The sequence below is a fragment of the Candidatus Palauibacter sp. genome (genome assembly GCF_965222475.1).
GTDB lineage: Bacteria > Gemmatimonadota > Gemmatimonadetes > Palauibacterales > Palauibacteraceae > Palauibacter.
In genome coordinates, this window is record NZ_CBDCUB010000008.1 from 1,107,259 (window position 1) to 1,122,474 (window position 15,216).

Here is a 15,216-nt window from a genome sequence, read left to right on the forward strand (position 1 = left end):
CGGTCCTGATCGTCAGGAGCGTCCCGGAGCCGGGATTCCGTAGCGCTCCAGCGTCTGCTTCACCGTGGGGCGGCCGATGCGGACGCGGTCGTCGTCCAGCAGGTAGGAGAACAGGTAGCCCGCGCCGAGCATGAGGATCCCGATGAGGAAGCAGTACATCACCGCCCGGTCGGGATAGCTGTCCTTCAGATACCCCACGTACAGCGGGCCGCAGATGCCGGCCGCGGCCCAGGCGGTGAGGATCGCGCCGTAGACCTTCGTCATGATGCGCGGGCCGTACACGTCGAGGATGAAGGAGGGCATGGTCGCGAACCCGCCCCCGAAGCAGAGGAGCACGTAGCACACGAGCGCCGAGAACACCCACGGGTTGGACTCGGTCATGAGGACGCCGAACACCACCATCTGACTCGCGAGGAGGATTCTGAACACGGCCACCCGCCCGATGCGGTCGGACAGCCAGGCCCACAGGATCCGTCCCAGTCCGTTGCACACGGAACTCGCGGCGATGAGCGTCGCCCCGTACTCCGCCAGGACCACCGGTTCGATGCCGGGATCGGCCAGCCCCCACACCTCCTGCAGGAGTTCGGACTGGAAGCTGATCACTGAGATGCCAGCGGCGATGTTGAAGAAGAACACGATCCAGATGATGACGAACTGGCTCGTACGCAGGTACTTGCCCACGCTCCCGGGCTTCTTCCACGCCGCCACCTGCGCGGCCGGCGGGTCGTCGAGGACCAGGCTGCTCGGGATCAGGATGCAGGCGAAGACGATCCCCAGCCAAAGGAAGACCTGCGCGAGATCCCCCTCCGTCTGCAGGACCAGCAGCGGCGCGAGACCCTTGCTCAGGAGGAGCGCGCCGATGCCGAAGCCCATGACGACGATGCCCGTCACCAGCCCCTTGCGGTCCGGGAACCACTTGGCGGCCGTCGCGACGGGCGTCACGTACCCCAAGCCGATGCCCACCCCGCCGACGACGCCATAGCCAAGATAGAAGAGCAGGATCGAATCCAGGCGCAGTGCGAAGCTCGCGATCACGTATCCGCTCGCGAACAGGGTGCTTCCGGCCAGCGCGAGACGGCGGGGCCCTACCCTCGGCAACAACTGGCCGGCCCAGGCCGCCGCCATCCCGACCGAGGCGATCGCGATACAGAAGGCCAGCGATGTCTGAGTGAACGTCCAGCCCGACTCCCGGACCAGAATCGTCTGAAAGAAGCTCCAGGCGTATACCGTGCCGAAGCAGACCTGCAGGACGGTGCAGAAGAAGGCGATCGCTACTCTGGGCGCCTTCCACCCCTCGGTGGTCACCTCAGTCCGCTCCCGAAGTCTTTTCGCTCTTCACGGCGTGCAGCATGAGGCGGGCCATCTCCCCGATCTCGTCGTCGCGCGCCAGGATCTTCGCCTCCGTCGCCTCGTCCCCGTCGCGCCTGGCCAGCCCGACCACGTACGCGAGGAGGTCCTCCAACGGGGTGACGGCGAGCTTCACGAACCAGATCGAGCCCAGGATGCCGACGATGAGGATGATGCAGATGAGGTAGATCTGCTGGCCGGTGGCCCGCTGGATCTTCAGCCGCACCAGGTCGAGGTCCATCCCCACGTGCACCGTGCCGGCCTGGCCGGCCAGAATCGGACTCCCGACCTCGACGAAATCCCCCATCCCCGGCAGGCTGCGTTCGACCGGCTCGGTGACGTGCGGGTCGCTCTCGCGGATCACGGCGGGAACGCCGGGCACGAAGGTGTGGGTCAGGATCTCTCCGGTGTCGCTCGTGATGTAGATGTACCGGATGCTCTGGATCTCCACGAACTGGTCGATGAGCGACTGCAGCGTGGCGAGGTTGCGGTTGAGGAGGATGTCGACGCTCGAATCGGCGATGTTCTTGGCGATGTTCGCGCTGTTGCTCTCGTACTCCTCGGACAGCTGGCTGGAGACCGTGCGGATGGAGAGCGTGGATGTAGAGAAAACGATCGCCCCGAAGAGCACGAAGATGCCGAAGCGCGTCTTCCGGAAGAGTTTCCGGATCCGGATGTCGTGCGGCTCTGGCTGCGTCACGCGAACTTGGCTTCCCAGTCGCTGAGGGTGACGAAGCGGCCCTCCTCGACGACCGTATAGTACACGGACTGGAGTCCCTGCCGCCGGTCGGGCCCGAACGACACCCGCTCGCCGATCCCCAGATCGTAGTTGCGCACCGAGAAGACCGCGTCGTTCAGCTTCCCGCGCTCCGGCGTCCCTTCGATGCGCCGCAGGATCTCGGCCAGCAGCTTCGCATCCAGATAGCCCTCTAGGCTCACGAAGCTGTTGGGGAAGGGGTCGTACGATTCCTTGACGAGTTCCTGCGGCACCTGGGGGTCGTAGCGCCCCATCAGTTCGCGGTACTCGGGCACGGCCGGAATGGACGTGTCCTCGTAGCTGGGCACGACCTGCGAGTTCACGAGCCACGGCGTGTAGTACGCCGGATCATCCTCGTTCGCGTCCATGAGCAGCTGCAGCAGGTTCTCGCTTCCGACGAAGGAGAGGTTGGCGACGGGCACATGCAGGCCCAGATCCATCGCGTCGCGGGCGAAGGCGGCGCACGCGGCGTAGGCGCCCACGCAGATCACCGCGTCGGGGGAGGCCTCCCGCAGGATCTCGACCTGCGCCCTCATGATGGAGGTGAACTGCGTTCCCCGGCTGTAGGTCGCCTCGCCGGCGATCGTTTCGCCATGCCGGGCCAGCGCCGCCCGCACTCCCGCCCATCCGCTGCGTCCGTACGCATCCGCCTGATAGAAGACGGCGATCCGCCGCCGCCCGATGCGGACGAAGTTGTCGACCAGACCCGCGGTCTCCTGTCCGTAGGACGCGCGCAGGTTGAAGGCGAACTCGCCGTAGGGCGGCTCACGCTGCGGTTGGGCGCCCGTGAAGGGGAAGAAGATGTACATCTGCTGGTCCTGGAACTTCTTCAGCAGCGGCAGCACGCGGGTGACGGTAGGCGTGCCCACGTAACCGAAGAGGAGGAACACCTCGTCGTCCAGCATCAGCTTGAGCGTGTTCTCCACGCACGGGTCGGGCTGGTAGCCATCGTCGTAAAGCTTGAGAACGATGCGGCGGCCGTTGACGCCCCCCTGCTCGTTGACCTGGCCGAAACAGGCCATGGCGCCGCGGTAGAGTTCGGTGCCGAGGCCCCGGGAAGGGCCGGAGAAGGCCGCCGATACGCCGAGGACGATCTCGTCGTCCGGCTGGCGGGGGCGTCGTCCGCTCCAGCGCAAGCCGGGCGCGAGCGGGCGGGCGGCGGCGCCGAGCGAGGAAGCGGCGAAGGGCGCCCCGAGGAGGCCCGCGACGCCGGCACGGACCACGGAGCGACGCGTCAGCAGCCCGCTGGCAGGAACCGGGGTCTCAGCGGTCGAGGCTGGAGAGTCGGCGGAAGGCTGTTCTCCTGTTCGTCTTCCGGACATCCCGCACTCCTTGCGTCCGTCGGTCGTCCCGCGCGTCGCCAAGGGCGGCACGTCGTGTCAGGACGATACCGCCAAGAGAGTTTATTCGGAACCAGATGTATCTTCAACTACATGCCGAGGAACGGTCGATCCACAGCCGCGAATTCGATAGGTTGCGGACGTAGATCAACGCTTCGCGGTCCCGATGAGGTTCTCCCATGTCCAACCTGTCCAATCTCGATTCTTTCGGCGCGCGCGCCTCGCTGGATGCCCCCGGGGGCCCGGTCGCGATCCGCGACCTGCGGGCCGTCGCCGCCGCCACGGGGAGCGACCTCGCGCGCCTCCCCTTCTCGATCAAGATCGTGCTCGAGAACCTGACGCGGCACGAAGACGGCCAGTCCGTGACGGCGGACGACATCGCCGCCATCGCGGGCTGGGACGCGCAGGCGACGCCCGGGAGGGAGATCTCCTTCCGGCCGGCGCGCGTCCTCCTCCAGGACTTCACGGGGGTTCCCGCCGTGGTGGACCTGGCGGCGATGCGCGACGCGATGGCCGACCTGGGCGGCGACCCGGCCTCGATCAACCCGCTCATGCCGTGCGAACTCGTCATCGACCATTCGGTGCAGGTCGACTCGTTCGGGACGCCGCGTTCGCTCTTCATCAACTCCGAGCGGGAGTTCGAGCGGAACCACGAGCGCTACGCCTTCCTGCGCTGGGGCCAGACGGCGTTCGACAACTTCAAGGTCGTGCCGCCCGAGACGGGGATCGTGCACCAGGTGAACCTCGAGTACCTGGCGCGCGTCGTGTTCGACGAGACGACCGGGGGCGGGCGGGTGGCCTATCCCGACACGGTCGTCGGCACGGACAGCCACACGACGATGATCAACGGCCTCGGCGTGCTGGGCTGGGGCGTGGGCGGCATCGAGGCCGAGGCCGCGATGCTGGGCCAGCCCCTCTCCATGCTCGTGCCGCGGGTGCTCGGGTTCCGCCTGCACGGCGCGCTCCCCGAGGGGGCGACGGCGACCGATCTCGTGCTCCGGGTCACGGAGGTCCTGCGCGGGACGGGGGTCGTCGGGAAGTTCGTCGAGTTCTACGGGCCCGGTCTCGCGGGGCTTTCGCTCGCCGACCGCGCCACGCTGGGCAACATGTCGCCCGAGTTCGGCTCCACCTGCGCCATCTTCCCGATCGACGCCGAGACGCTCTCCTACCTCCGCTTCACCGGCCGCACCGAGGCACGGGTCGCGCTCGTCGAGGCGTACGCCCGGGCGCAGGGTCTCTTCCACGACGCGGACACCCAGCCCGCGGAGTACAGCGACCACGTGGAGCTGGATCTGGCCACGGTCGAGCCGGCGATCGCGGGCCCGAAGCTGCCGCAGCAGCGGGTGCCGCTGTCCGAGAGCAAGCCGCGCTTCATGGACGCACTCGAGACGCTGAAGGGCCCCGGCGCCGGGGGTGGCGCCAGTGCCCCGGCCGCGGGCTGGTCCGGCGGGGCGGGGGAGGGCGGCGTGGCCGTCGCCGAGGCGCCGGCGGGCGTGGCCGTGCGGCTGACGAACGAACAGGGAGAGGCGCACGAGTTCTCGCTCCACGACGGCTCCGTGGTCATCGCGGCGATCACCAGTTGCACGAACACCTCGAACCCGACGGTGATGGTCGGAGCGGGCCTCCTGGCCCGGAACGCCGTCGAGTCGGGCCTCCAGCAGCGTCCATGGGTGAAGACGAGCCTCGCCCCGGGCTCGATGGTCGTGACCGAGTACCTGAACGAGGCCGGCCTCATGCCGTACTTCGAGCAACTCGGCTTCCACGTGGTGGGATACGGCTGCACGACCTGCATCGGGAACAGCGGACCGCTCCCGGCCGAGATCTCCGGCGCGATCCGCGAGAACGATCTCGTCGCCTGCTCCGTCCTCTCCGGCAACCGGAACTTCGAGGGCCGCATCAGCCCCGATTCCCGCGCCAACTACCTCGCCTCGCCACCCCTCGTGGTCGCCTACGCGCTGGCGGGCCGGATGGACATCGACCTCTACGCCGAGCCGCTGGGGACGAACGACCGCGGCGAGGAGGTGTTCCTGCGAGACATCTGGCCCAGCCAGGACGAGATCAACGAAGCCGTCCGCACCTCCGTGAAGACGGAGATGTTCCAGGCCAAGTACTCGGAGGTGTACGCGGGGGACACGCGCTGGAACGCGCTCGACATCCCCACGGGGGACCGCTTCGCGTGGGACGAGGCCTCGAGGTACGTGCGCCAGCCGACCTTCTTCGCCGGCATGTCGCCGGAGGCGTCCGAGCCCGCCGACATCGAGGACGCGCGCTGCCTCGCCCTGCTCGGCGACTCGGTGACGACGGACCACATCTCGCCCGCGGGTTCCATCGCCATGAATTCGCCGGCCGGGGAATACCTCCGCGCGCACGGCGTCGCCCTGCGCGACTTCAACTCGTACGGGGCCCGGCGCGGGAACCACGAGGTGATGATGCGGGGGACGTTCGCGAACATCCGCCTCAGGAACCTGATGGTGCCGGGGGTCGAGGGCGGATTCACCGTCCACGTCCCGAGCGGCGAACAGTCGTCGATCTTCGATGCGGCCATGCGCTATCGCGAGGAGGGGACGCCCACGATCGTCATCGGCGGCGCTCTCTACGGCTCGGGATCGAGCCGCGACTGGGCCGCCAAGGGCCCGTTCCTCCTGGGCGTGAGGGCGGTGATCGCCGTCAGCTACGAGCGCATCCACCGTTCGAACCTCATCGGGATGGGGATCCTGCCCTTGCAGTTCCGGGAGGGGGAGACGGCCGCGAGCCTCGGCCTCACCGGGAACGAGACGTTCAGCATCGGCGGGATCGCCGACGGCCTGCAGCCCAAGGATGTGATTGCGGTGACGGCGGTCGCGGACGATGGATCGGAGACGCGTTTCGAGACGATCGCCCGGCTCGATACCGAGGTCGAGGTGGACTACTACCGCAACGGCGGGATCCTGCAGACCGTCCTCCGCCAGCAGCTGGAGGCGTAACGTGCTCGGCCGCCCCGAGGGCGCCCTCGGGCCCGCGACGGACACGCGCTGATGGATCCGGCGCTCGCCGTCCTCCTTCTCTCGTCGATCGCGGCGGCGATGTCCACGGCGGGTGTCCTCCCCCTCGTGCGGCGGCCGCATGTGCCCCGCCTCACCATCGGCTGGGCGCACGCGCTCGCCGCCGGCGCGATGCTGGGCGCGGCGTTCGTCCTCATGACCGCGACCCGGGACCGGAATCTCGATGTCGCGGCGCTGGGCGCGCTGCTCGGGATCGCCTTCGTCCGCTTCACGCACATGGCTTCGGGCACGGAGGATCTCGACCTGGACCGGGTGGACGAGTCGAGTGAGACGTACGGGTACAAGGTGTTGCTCGTGAACGCGTTCCACTCGGCGTCGGAGGGGGTCGCCATTGGGGCGGCCGTCATGGTCAGCCTCCCGTTCGGCGTGTTCGTCGCGCTCTCCATGGCGGTGCACAACGTGCCCGAGGCGACCGCGCTCGGCGCCGTGCTGCGCGCGCGCGGCGTGCGTCTGCGGCACGCCGCCGGCCTCGCCGTGGTGAGCAACGTCCCCCAGATCCTGATGGCGGTCGTCGCCGTCGCCCTGATTCAGGCGGCGCCGTCGCTCCTGCCGTGGGCGCTGGGGTTCGCGTTCGGGGCGCTCGTCTATCTCGTGCTGGCCGAGCACCTGCCCGAGTCGTACCGCAAGGCGGGCCACACGACGATCGCCCTCGTCACCATCGTCGCCATGGGGATCGTCGTCCTCATCGGCGGCGGCAGCGGGGGCGGGGGAGGGGGAGGGTGAGGGTGCGCCCCCTGATTTCGCTGATGCTCCTGGTCGCCGCGGCTCCCGTCGCGGCCCAGGAACCAGGTCCCGGAGACGTGTTTCGGGACTGTGCGCACTGCCCGCAGCTGGTTGTGATCCCCGCGGGCGCGTTCGAGATGGGATCTCCGGCGACGGAGGCGGACCGGTGGGAGGACGAGGATCCACGTCACCGGGTGGAGATGTCGGCGCCGTTCGCGGTCGGGGTGTACGAAGTGACCTTCTCCGAGTGGAGGGCCTGTGTGTGGGCGCTGGCCTGCGAGCGTGAACCCGACGACTGGGGTTGGGGCAGAGAAGATCGCCCCGTCATCAGCGTGACCTGGGACGAGGCGCAGCAATATGTCGCCTGGTTGTCGCGTGAGACCGGACAACACTACCGACTGTTGAGCGAGGCGGAGTGGGAATACGCGGCCCGTGCGGGTGCGGAGACGGCGCGGTACTGGGCGGAGACGGAAGCCGGTCAGTGCCGGTATGCGAACGGCGGGGACGAATGGTCCCCGTGCGCGGACGGGCACGAACAGACGGCGCCCGCGGGTTCCTATGAGCCGAACGCCTTCGGTCTGTACGACGTGCTGGGGAACGTCGCGGAGTGGACCCAGGACTGCTGGCATGACAGCTACGCGGGCGCGCCCAGCGACGGAAGCGCGTGGGAGTTGCCCGGGTGCACCGAGCGCGTACTGCGGGGAGGGGCGTGGGTCGACGGTCCGGCCTTCCTCCGCCTCGCCTTCCGCACCAGGAACTCGGCGGAGGTCCGGTATCCCAACTACGGTTTCCGCGTCGCGCGGACGATGAACTGATGCAGACGCCGGATCCGTGGGTCATTGTCGGCATCTACGGGCTCATCACGGCGCTCGCCACGGGGCTGGGCGCGATCCCGTTCGCCTTCGTGCGGAACGTGTCGCCGCGGGCCGTCGCGGTGTCGAACGCGCTCGCGGCCGGGCTCATGCTCGGAGCCAGCTTCGGTCTCGTGGCCGAGGGGACGGCGCACGGGAGCTGGCAGACGCTGCTCGGCGCGGTGATCGGCGTCGCGTTCATCCTCGTCGCGCAGCGGGCGCTCGAAGGCCACGACCTCGAGATCGGCTCCGTCCGCGGGGCGGACGCCCGGCAGATGGCGCTCATGGTCATCGTCATGACCGTCCACTCCTTCTCGGAGGGTGTGGCCGTCGGCGTCTCGTTCGGGGGCGGCGTCACGCTGGCGACCGTGATCACGGTGGCGATCGCGGTGCACAACATCCCCGAGGGGCTGGCGATCAGCGCCGTGCTGCGCCCGCGCGGCGTCTCGGTGTGGAAGTGCGCGGGCTGGAGCATCTTCTCGTCGCTCCCGCAGCCGCTGATGGCGGTGCCCGCGTTCCTCTTCGTCGAGGTGTTCCGGCCGGCGCTGCCCTACGGGATCGGTTTCGCGGCGGGCGCCATGGTGTTCATGGTGCTGGTCGAACTCCTCCCCGAGGCCTACGAGACCGAGAGGAAGCCGGCCGTGGCGCTGCTCGTGAGCCTCACGCTGGTGGGGATGGTCCTCTTCCAGCGCGCGCTCGGCTGACACCCAGGAGACGTTCCCGCGGGAACGCGCGATGTCCGTCAGGATCCCTTGATCGCCGCCTCGATCCACTTGCGGTCGGCCTTGCGCAGCGGATCCCGGCCCGGCGTCGGGCGGGCGGCCTCGGCGGGGTCTTCCGCTTCATCCCTCTGCCGGCGGCGGATGCGGCGCGCCACCAGCAGTCCTCCGAGGGCGAACGCCACGGCCGGACCGATGTAGACGAAGAGGTTGATCCCCTCCGCCCGCGGCCTCAGCAGGATCCACGGGCCGTAGGCCTCGACGAAGTAGGCCTCGATCTCCTCGGCGGTGCTGCCGTCCATGAGCATGGTGCGGATCACGCCCTGCATCTCGCGCGCGATCCGGGACGAGGACTCGGCGACGGACTGCTGGCGGCAGATGGGGCAGCGCAGGGTGGCGCCAATCTGGGCCGTCTTCGCATCGATCTCGGCGCTGGGGACGGCCTCGCCGGGCGCGGGCGGCCGCTCGGTTCCGTCCAGCGCGCCATCGACGGTCTGGGCCTGGAGCGTTCGACCCGAGAGCTCGAGGGCGACCAGCGGAAGGAGGAGCGTGAGCGCCCCGGCCGGCCTGCGCAGCGGCCTGCGCGACGTCCCGCGCATCAGCTGCCCGCCCCGGAAGCGCCCGCGCGCCGCGCCACGAGCAGCGAGTCGACGGTACGGGTCACGAGGTCCCACGTGACCGCCAGGTCGTGCCGCAGCGCCACGATCCCATCCGCACCGATGAAGTACGTCTCGGGCACCCCGTACACGCCGTACTCGATGGCGGTCCGGCTGCCCGGGTCGAGGACGAGCGGCCACTCGCCGCCCAGTTCCTCGATGAAACGCTTCCCGTTCTCCGGCGCATCCTGAAAGAGCACGCCGACGAGCGCCACCTCGTCGGGGTCGTAATGCTCGCGCAGCCGCACGAGGATGGGGTGCTCGCCGATGCAGGGGATGCACCACGAGGCCCAGTAGTTGAGCACGACGACCTTGCCATCGAGGTCGCCCAGGCTCAGCGAGTCGGTCGGGTCGTAGAGGTTCGCGAGGCGGAAGGCGGGTGCCTCGCGGCCCTCCAGCGCGGACGGCAGCCGGCGCTGGTCCTGACCCAGCCCCCAGTAGAGGAGCGCCAGAACGGGGACGGCCCAGAGCGGGAGCGCCCACCGCCGCCATCCCTTCACGCGACCCTCACGCCACTCTCGGCGGCGCGTCCGCCGCCGGCTCGGCCATGAGTTCGGCCCCCGCCGCCTGCATCCGATCCCGGCGCCGGGGCCAGATCGCGAGGAGGGCGCCGAGCCCCATGATCATCCCCCCGATCCACAGCCAGACGATGCCCGGGTTCACGATCGCCCGCACCGTCACGTGCTCGCCCCGCTCCGGCTCGACCGCCATCAGCGTGAGGTAGAGGTCGCTCGTCAGCGAGCTCTTCACCGACGGCGTGGCGATCGTCTGCTGGGTCGCGGTATAGAAGTTGAGCCGCGGCTGCTCCTGCCCGATCCCCCGGCCGTCGCGGTAGGCATCGAACGTCGCGCCGATCACGTAGCGGTGCGCCTCCTCACGTCCCCAGGCCTCGACGAACTCGATCTCGTAGTCCTCGATCGCCAGTCGTTCCCCGGCCCGGAGCGTCATCTCGCGCTCGACCTTCCACGTCCACGCCACCGAGATCGCCAGCGCGATCACCACCACGCCGACATGCACCACGTAGCCGCCGTAGCGTGCCCCGTTTCGGGTGAAGAGGTCCGCCAGCGCCCCGCCTACCGAGCGCTCCGCGATCCGCCGCCGCGCCGCGATCCCCTTCTGGAACTCCTGGAAGATCGTCGTGAGGACGAAGGCCGCGAAGACGATCGTGAGAATGGGGAGGAAGGCACGCATCCCGAACGCCAGCGCCCCCACCCCGGCCGCGAGCCCCATCATCACCGGCCACGCGAACGACCGAGCGATTTGCTCGCGGCTCGTGCGCCGCCACGGGAGCGCGGGACCGATCCCCATGAGGAAGAGGAGCGCCAGTCCGATCGGGCTCGCGACGCTGTCGAAGTACGGCGGTCCGACCGAGATCCGGTCCCCGCGGAGTGCCTCCACGACGAGCGGCCACATCGTCCCCAGCAGGACCGTGAACGTGAACCCGACGAGGAGCAGGTTGTTGAGGATGAACGCCGATTCCCGCGACACGGCGCTCTCCACCTGTCCCGGCGCGTGCAGGCGGTTGCTCCGCCACCCGATCAGCGCGAGCGACCCGAGGGCCACGAACGCGATGAACCCGAGGAACGCGGGTCCGATCACGCCCTCGGTGAAGGCGTGTACCGAGTCGATGACGCCCGAGCGGGTGAGGAACGTCCCGAACAGGGTGAGGAGGAAGGTCCCGATCATCAGCGACAGGTTCCACGTCTTCAGCATCCCCCGCCGCTCCTGGACCATCGCCGAGTGCAGGAAGGCGGTGGCCGTGAGCCAGGGGAGGAAGGAGGCGTTCTCCACCGGGTCCCACGCCCAGGCCCCGCCCCAGCCCAGGACCTCGTACGACCACCAGCCGCCCCCGATGATCCCCATCGTGAGGAAGGCCCACCCGGCGACCATCCAGCGCCGCGAATCGCGCAGCCAGCGCGCCTCCACGTTCCCGCGCACGAGGCCGGCGATGGCGAACGCGAACGGCACCGTCATCCCCACGAACCCGAAGTAGAGCATGGGCGGGTGCAGGCCCATGAGCGGGTGGTTCTGGAGCAGCGGGTTCGGGCCGGGCCCGTTGAGCGGCGCCGGATCGACGAGCCCGAACGGGTTCGCGGGACCGGCCAGGAGCCCGAAGAAGAACAACTGGACGGCGCCGATGACCGCGATGACGAGCGGCGTCGTGCGCAGCCCCGGCGCGAGGCCGCCCTGAATGGCCGTCACGCGTCCCCCCGCGGCGCGGTGCGCCTCCCACTCCCGCCGGCGTGTGAAGGCGAGGAGCGCGCCGTAGCCGGCGAGGATCCAGGCCCAGAACAGGATCGACCCCTCGAGGCTGCTCCAGAGGGAGATCGCCGTGTAGTAGGTGGGCGTCTCGAGGCTCCCCACGCGCGCCACGTATTCGACGCTGAAGTCGTGCGTGAGGAGGGCGACCTCCATCACGGCCATCCCGGCCGACATGGCGAAGAAGGCGAAGTATGCGGCCCGGCGGGCGAGGGCGGTCGAGGTCTCGCCGCCGGAGCGGCCCAGCCCGGCGTGGGCCCCGGCGGCGACGGCCAGGAGCGCCCCCATCAACCCCGCGATGACGGAGGCGTATCCGAGCGTGCTCAGCATCGGAGGGCTACGTCCCTTCGATCAGGGACTGGTACGTCTCGCTCGCGTCCCCCGGGTGGTCCGGCGGCGCGTACTCGTTCGAATGCTTGACCATGAGGTTGGTGGCGCGGAAGACCCGGTCGTGTCCGTACACGCCCTCCACCACGACCCCCATCCCTGCCTGGAACATTGCGGGCGGAGCCCCGGTGCTCTCGACGGAGATCTCGACGCCCTCCTCGGCGAGCACGAAGCGCAGTTCGGTCGCGTCCGCGTTCCAGTCTACGCTCCCCGGCTTCACCTGGGCGCCGAGCCGGATCGGCTTCCCGGTCACCTCCTGCGCCCGCTCCTCCAGTTCCACGGGCGTGAGGAAGAACACCATGTTCTCGCTCAACCCGCCCGCCGCGAGCACCGTGATCGCCACGGCGATCGCCGCGAGGCCGACGAGCCTCCACACTTTATTCTTCAGCATTCTTCAGCATTTCTCGACGCGTTCTCCCGAATCCGAAACACTTCGCCGGAGATCCCTCCAAGATGCACGCCCCGCGCCACCTCTGCCACGGCGCGCACGGAGGTCCGCCGCCCGCTGGACCCCATCTTCGACGCTCACGTATACTTCCCCGCGATTACGTCCCTTTGAGAACATGAGACGAACGTGACTCCGGCAACACCGAAATCCACGAGACAGCGGAGAGCGCCAAGCGCTGCGGAGTACCGGTTCAAGATCGATGCGTTCACACCGGACACGCTGCCCATGGCGCGTCTCGCGCAGTACCTGGCGAGGTTGGCCGACATCCTCGGCGAGCCCAAGTACGTCCACCTGGTGGGGATCGAGGAAGGCAGCGTTGAGCTCGTGCATGCGATCGATGCCGACGCCGCCACGAACGTTCGTGCCCGAGTAGACGCGGTCGGCAAGGGCCGGGGTCCGCGCGACGCCCAGGCTGCCTATCTGAGCGTGAACGAATACCTGCGAGAGGACGGCGCGCGGGCTGTTTTGAGAGAACGGACGACGGGTCCAGGAATCCTCGAATTCCCCGGCAGGGAGGATGCCGAGGAGGCGTTCCCCCTGGTGAATCAGCCGGGGCACATCTTCGGTATCGTCGTGCGGGTAGGCGGAACCGGGGATCGGATCCCCGTACTCATCGAGTCCGAAGGCAGCAGGATCTCCGGATGCCATACGGACAGGGAGATGGCCAAGAGCCTGGCCCGGCACCTGTTCGAACACGTGCGATTGAAGGGGAACGGCTCCTGGCTGCGGGATGCCGAGGGGCGGTGGAGGCTCAATCGTTTCAGAATCGAGGGTTACGAGCCCGTGGCGCGAACGAGCGTTGCCGAAGCCCTTGACGAGCTTCGAACTGCGGCGGGAGACTGGACCGAAGAAGACTATCGGGACGTAGAGCGCATCCGAGGTGGGCGGGCAGACAATGGTGGTGATTGATGCCACCATGCTGCTTCTGTTTCTCCGGCCGGACATCCCCGGGCCGAAAGACGCCCAGGGCCGGCCTCTGCCATACGCCAGGCAGCGCATCCAACACCTCGTAGCCCAGCTCGACGATAAGCCCGGCGAAATCATTGCCATCCCCGCACCCGTTCTCTCTGAAGTACTCATAAGGAGAAGTCCGCTCGAGACCCGGCAGATCATCGCTCTCCCGAATAAACGAGGCGTGTTCAGCATCGAACCGTTCGACCAACGAGCCGCGATCGAGTTGGCTCAGATGCTGAAGAAGAGACCGGGAAAGGGTCCTGAAACGTGGGCCAAGTTGAAGTTCGACTGCCAAATCGTGGCCATCGCGAAGGTAGGCGGCGCGACGACGTTTACAAACTGGGAACCGCCGCAGGCATACCGGTCGTGCGCACGCGCGACCTCGAATTGCCATCCGACGCCGATCAGGCTGAACTCTTTCCATCCGACGAAGACGGCCCATACGACGAGGACGGCGTCGGAGATCGGGAACCGCGGGCGTTGCATTGACGATGCGGCGGCTGAACGTAGTGTTTCGCGTTACCCTCGTTCTCGAACCCCAGCCGGAAGGGGGCTATACCGTCACATGCCCCTGCCTGCCGGAACTGATAACCGAGGGAGACACACAGGACGAGGCCATCGTCAACTCGTATGACGCGATGGCGGCCGTGATCGACTCTATGCGGAAGTCTGAACGAGGGCGCGTTCTCGGCAGTCCTGAGCCGCAGGGGCAGCCAAGGAGAGCAGAAAAGTCGATGGCTGCCGCCCACGACCCATCACGACTATCCCGGCAATCCCGTTACGCTGGACATGGCGGTCCCCCTTTAAAGTCTCGATGTAGGCGTCCAGATCCTCCTGCATCTCGCTGACTGAATCGTCCCAAGTGGTTCGTCTCTTCACCCCTGAGGCGCTCGTCCAGGAGCGTGCGGTGGAAGCGCTCGATGAGCCCGGTCGACTTGCGGCCGGTCCACCTGGTCGTGCGGTGGCTCGATCTCCGTTCCCCGAGGGCTTCCGGATCGGCGCGTGACGTTTCACCGACTCAAAGCATATCAAGTGTGAGGGTATGTCACGGCCCACCGGCCGAGGTGCCCCAAATGGTCGAGAACGCTCCGGTCGTGCTGCGCAGAATCCAGAGGGGAGGCGGCGCTTCATGTCGAGATGGGAGAGAGTCCTTCTGTACACCGGGTTGGTCCTCGGCGGCGTGCTGATCTTCTGGATGGTCGGACAGCACGACGATCTGGCCGGACAGCATTCGGAGTTGCGGGACCGCCTCAGGTCACCGCAGCCGGGGTATTCGGTCCCCACGTTTACGAACCGGACGATTGACGGAGCGCCGATCACGCTAGGGGAACGCGAGGTCGGCCGGCAACTCGTGTTCTTCTTCACGACCACATGCGAGTTCTGTCTCGCCTCGCTCCCCGCGTGGCGGGAGATCACCGACAGGAGCGTGCGAGAGCACGCAGATGTGGAGGTGGTCGGGGTGGTGCTGGACGCCGATGGCCCGGTCGCGGAGTACCGGGACCGACACGGCCTCCGCTTCCCGATCACGACGTTTCCGCAGGAGAAGCTGTCGCGCCTTTATCGGGCAGGGAGCGTTCCGCTGGTCGCGCTCCGTGTTCGCGGGTGCTCTGATGTTCGGTGCGCAGCAGGCGTTCGCCTCGACCGGGTCGACGTGGTGCGACACCCCGGTCAACGTCTGTTGGAATGACTTCCATTGCAACTGGGCGTGCGAGTACTTCGCGGGCACTAGGAACG

The 15,216-nt window shown here is 68.3% G+C and carries 14 protein-coding genes; 6 read left to right on the forward strand and 8 right to left on the reverse strand.

Features of this window, described 5'->3' with window-relative positions; all coding sequences use genetic code 11:
• Positions 1–12: 12 nt before the first annotated feature.
• Genes ACOQPP_RS20175 through ACOQPP_RS20185 form a run of 3 tightly spaced genes read right to left on the reverse strand, consistent with a single transcriptional unit; the run spans position 13 to position 3,327 of the window.
• Complete coding sequence (locus ACOQPP_RS20175) at positions 13–1,305, reverse strand: OFA family MFS transporter (protein WP_419164680.1); 1,293 nt, start codon at positions 1,303–1,305, stop codon at positions 13–15.
• 1 nt (position 1,306) lies between these two features.
• Complete coding sequence (locus tag ACOQPP_RS20180; protein WP_420637340.1) at positions 1,307–2,047, reverse strand: hypothetical protein; 741 nt, start codon at positions 2,045–2,047, stop codon at positions 1,307–1,309.
• Entirely contained in the window at positions 2,044–3,327 is a 1,284-nt protein-coding gene (locus ACOQPP_RS20185) for an ABC transporter substrate-binding protein (protein WP_419164682.1), read from the reverse strand. The genes ACOQPP_RS20180 and ACOQPP_RS20185 overlap by 4 nt, the downstream gene beginning before the upstream one ends.
• A gap of 296 nt (positions 3,328–3,623) precedes the next feature.
• Between ACOQPP_RS20185 and acnA the strand changes: the two genes are divergently transcribed.
• Genes acnA through ACOQPP_RS20205 form a run of 4 tightly spaced genes read left to right on the forward strand, consistent with a single transcriptional unit; the run spans position 3,624 to position 8,763 of the window.
• Positions 3,624–6,407, forward strand: a complete 2,784-nt coding sequence (gene acnA, locus ACOQPP_RS20190) for an aconitate hydratase AcnA (protein WP_420637341.1) — start codon at positions 3,624–3,626, stop codon at positions 6,405–6,407.
• 51 nt (positions 6,408–6,458) lie between these two features.
• On the forward strand, positions 6,459–7,208 hold the full coding sequence (locus ACOQPP_RS20195) for a ZIP family metal transporter (RefSeq protein ID WP_419164684.1): 750 nt from the start codon (positions 6,459–6,461) through the stop codon (positions 7,206–7,208).
• Positions 7,205–8,023 carry a formylglycine-generating enzyme family protein gene (locus tag ACOQPP_RS20200; RefSeq protein WP_419164685.1) on the forward strand — a complete coding sequence of 273 codons (819 nt, stop codon included), beginning with the start codon at positions 7,205–7,207 and terminating at the stop codon, positions 8,021–8,023. Before ACOQPP_RS20195 ends, ACOQPP_RS20200 begins: the two co-directional genes overlap by 4 nt.
• Complete coding sequence (locus tag ACOQPP_RS20205) at positions 8,023–8,763, forward strand: ZIP family metal transporter (RefSeq protein WP_419164686.1); 741 nt, start codon at positions 8,023–8,025, stop codon at positions 8,761–8,763. Before ACOQPP_RS20200 ends, ACOQPP_RS20205 begins: the two co-directional genes overlap by 1 nt.
• Before the next feature lie 38 nt (positions 8,764–8,801).
• Here ACOQPP_RS20205 and ACOQPP_RS20210 read toward each other — a convergent pair whose 3' ends face one another.
• Genes ACOQPP_RS20210 through ACOQPP_RS20225 form a run of 4 tightly spaced genes read right to left on the reverse strand, consistent with a single transcriptional unit; the run spans position 8,802 to position 12,471 of the window.
• Positions 8,802–9,377: a cytochrome c-type biogenesis protein gene (locus ACOQPP_RS20210; RefSeq protein ID WP_419164687.1), complete on the reverse strand. Its 576-nt coding sequence runs from the start codon at positions 9,375–9,377 to the stop codon at positions 8,802–8,804.
• Positions 9,377–9,934: a TlpA family protein disulfide reductase gene (locus ACOQPP_RS20215; RefSeq protein WP_420637342.1), complete on the reverse strand. Its 558-nt coding sequence runs from the start codon at positions 9,932–9,934 to the stop codon at positions 9,377–9,379. The genes ACOQPP_RS20210 and ACOQPP_RS20215 overlap by 1 nt, the downstream gene beginning before the upstream one ends.
• A gap of 7 nt (positions 9,935–9,941) precedes the next feature.
• A complete protein-coding gene (locus tag ACOQPP_RS20220) occupies positions 9,942–12,023 on the reverse strand; it encodes a heme lyase CcmF/NrfE family subunit (protein WP_419164689.1) in 2,082 nt (693 codons plus the stop codon).
• 7 nt (positions 12,024–12,030) lie between these two features.
• Positions 12,031–12,471: a cytochrome c maturation protein CcmE gene (locus ACOQPP_RS20225; RefSeq protein ID WP_419164690.1), complete on the reverse strand. Its 441-nt coding sequence runs from the start codon at positions 12,469–12,471 to the stop codon at positions 12,031–12,033.
• A 282-nt stretch (positions 12,472–12,753) separates the two neighbouring features.
• Here ACOQPP_RS20225 and ACOQPP_RS20230 point away from each other — a divergent pair, with 282 nt between their 5' ends.
• Positions 12,754–13,437 carry a hypothetical protein gene (locus tag ACOQPP_RS20230; protein ID WP_419164691.1) on the forward strand — a complete coding sequence of 228 codons (684 nt, stop codon included), beginning with the start codon at positions 12,754–12,756 and terminating at the stop codon, positions 13,435–13,437.
• 273 nt (positions 13,438–13,710) lie between these two features.
• Here ACOQPP_RS20230 and ACOQPP_RS20235 read toward each other — a convergent pair whose 3' ends face one another.
• Positions 13,711–13,968, reverse strand: coding sequence for a hypothetical protein (locus ACOQPP_RS20235; protein ID WP_420637343.1), 258 nt, complete (start codon positions 13,966–13,968; stop codon positions 13,711–13,713).
• 643 nt (positions 13,969–14,611) lie between these two features.
• Between ACOQPP_RS20235 and ACOQPP_RS20240 the strand changes: the two genes are divergently transcribed.
• Entirely contained in the window at positions 14,612–15,169 is a 558-nt protein-coding gene (locus ACOQPP_RS20240; RefSeq protein ID WP_420637344.1) for a TlpA family protein disulfide reductase, read from the forward strand.
• Positions 15,170–15,216 lie beyond the last annotated feature (47 nt).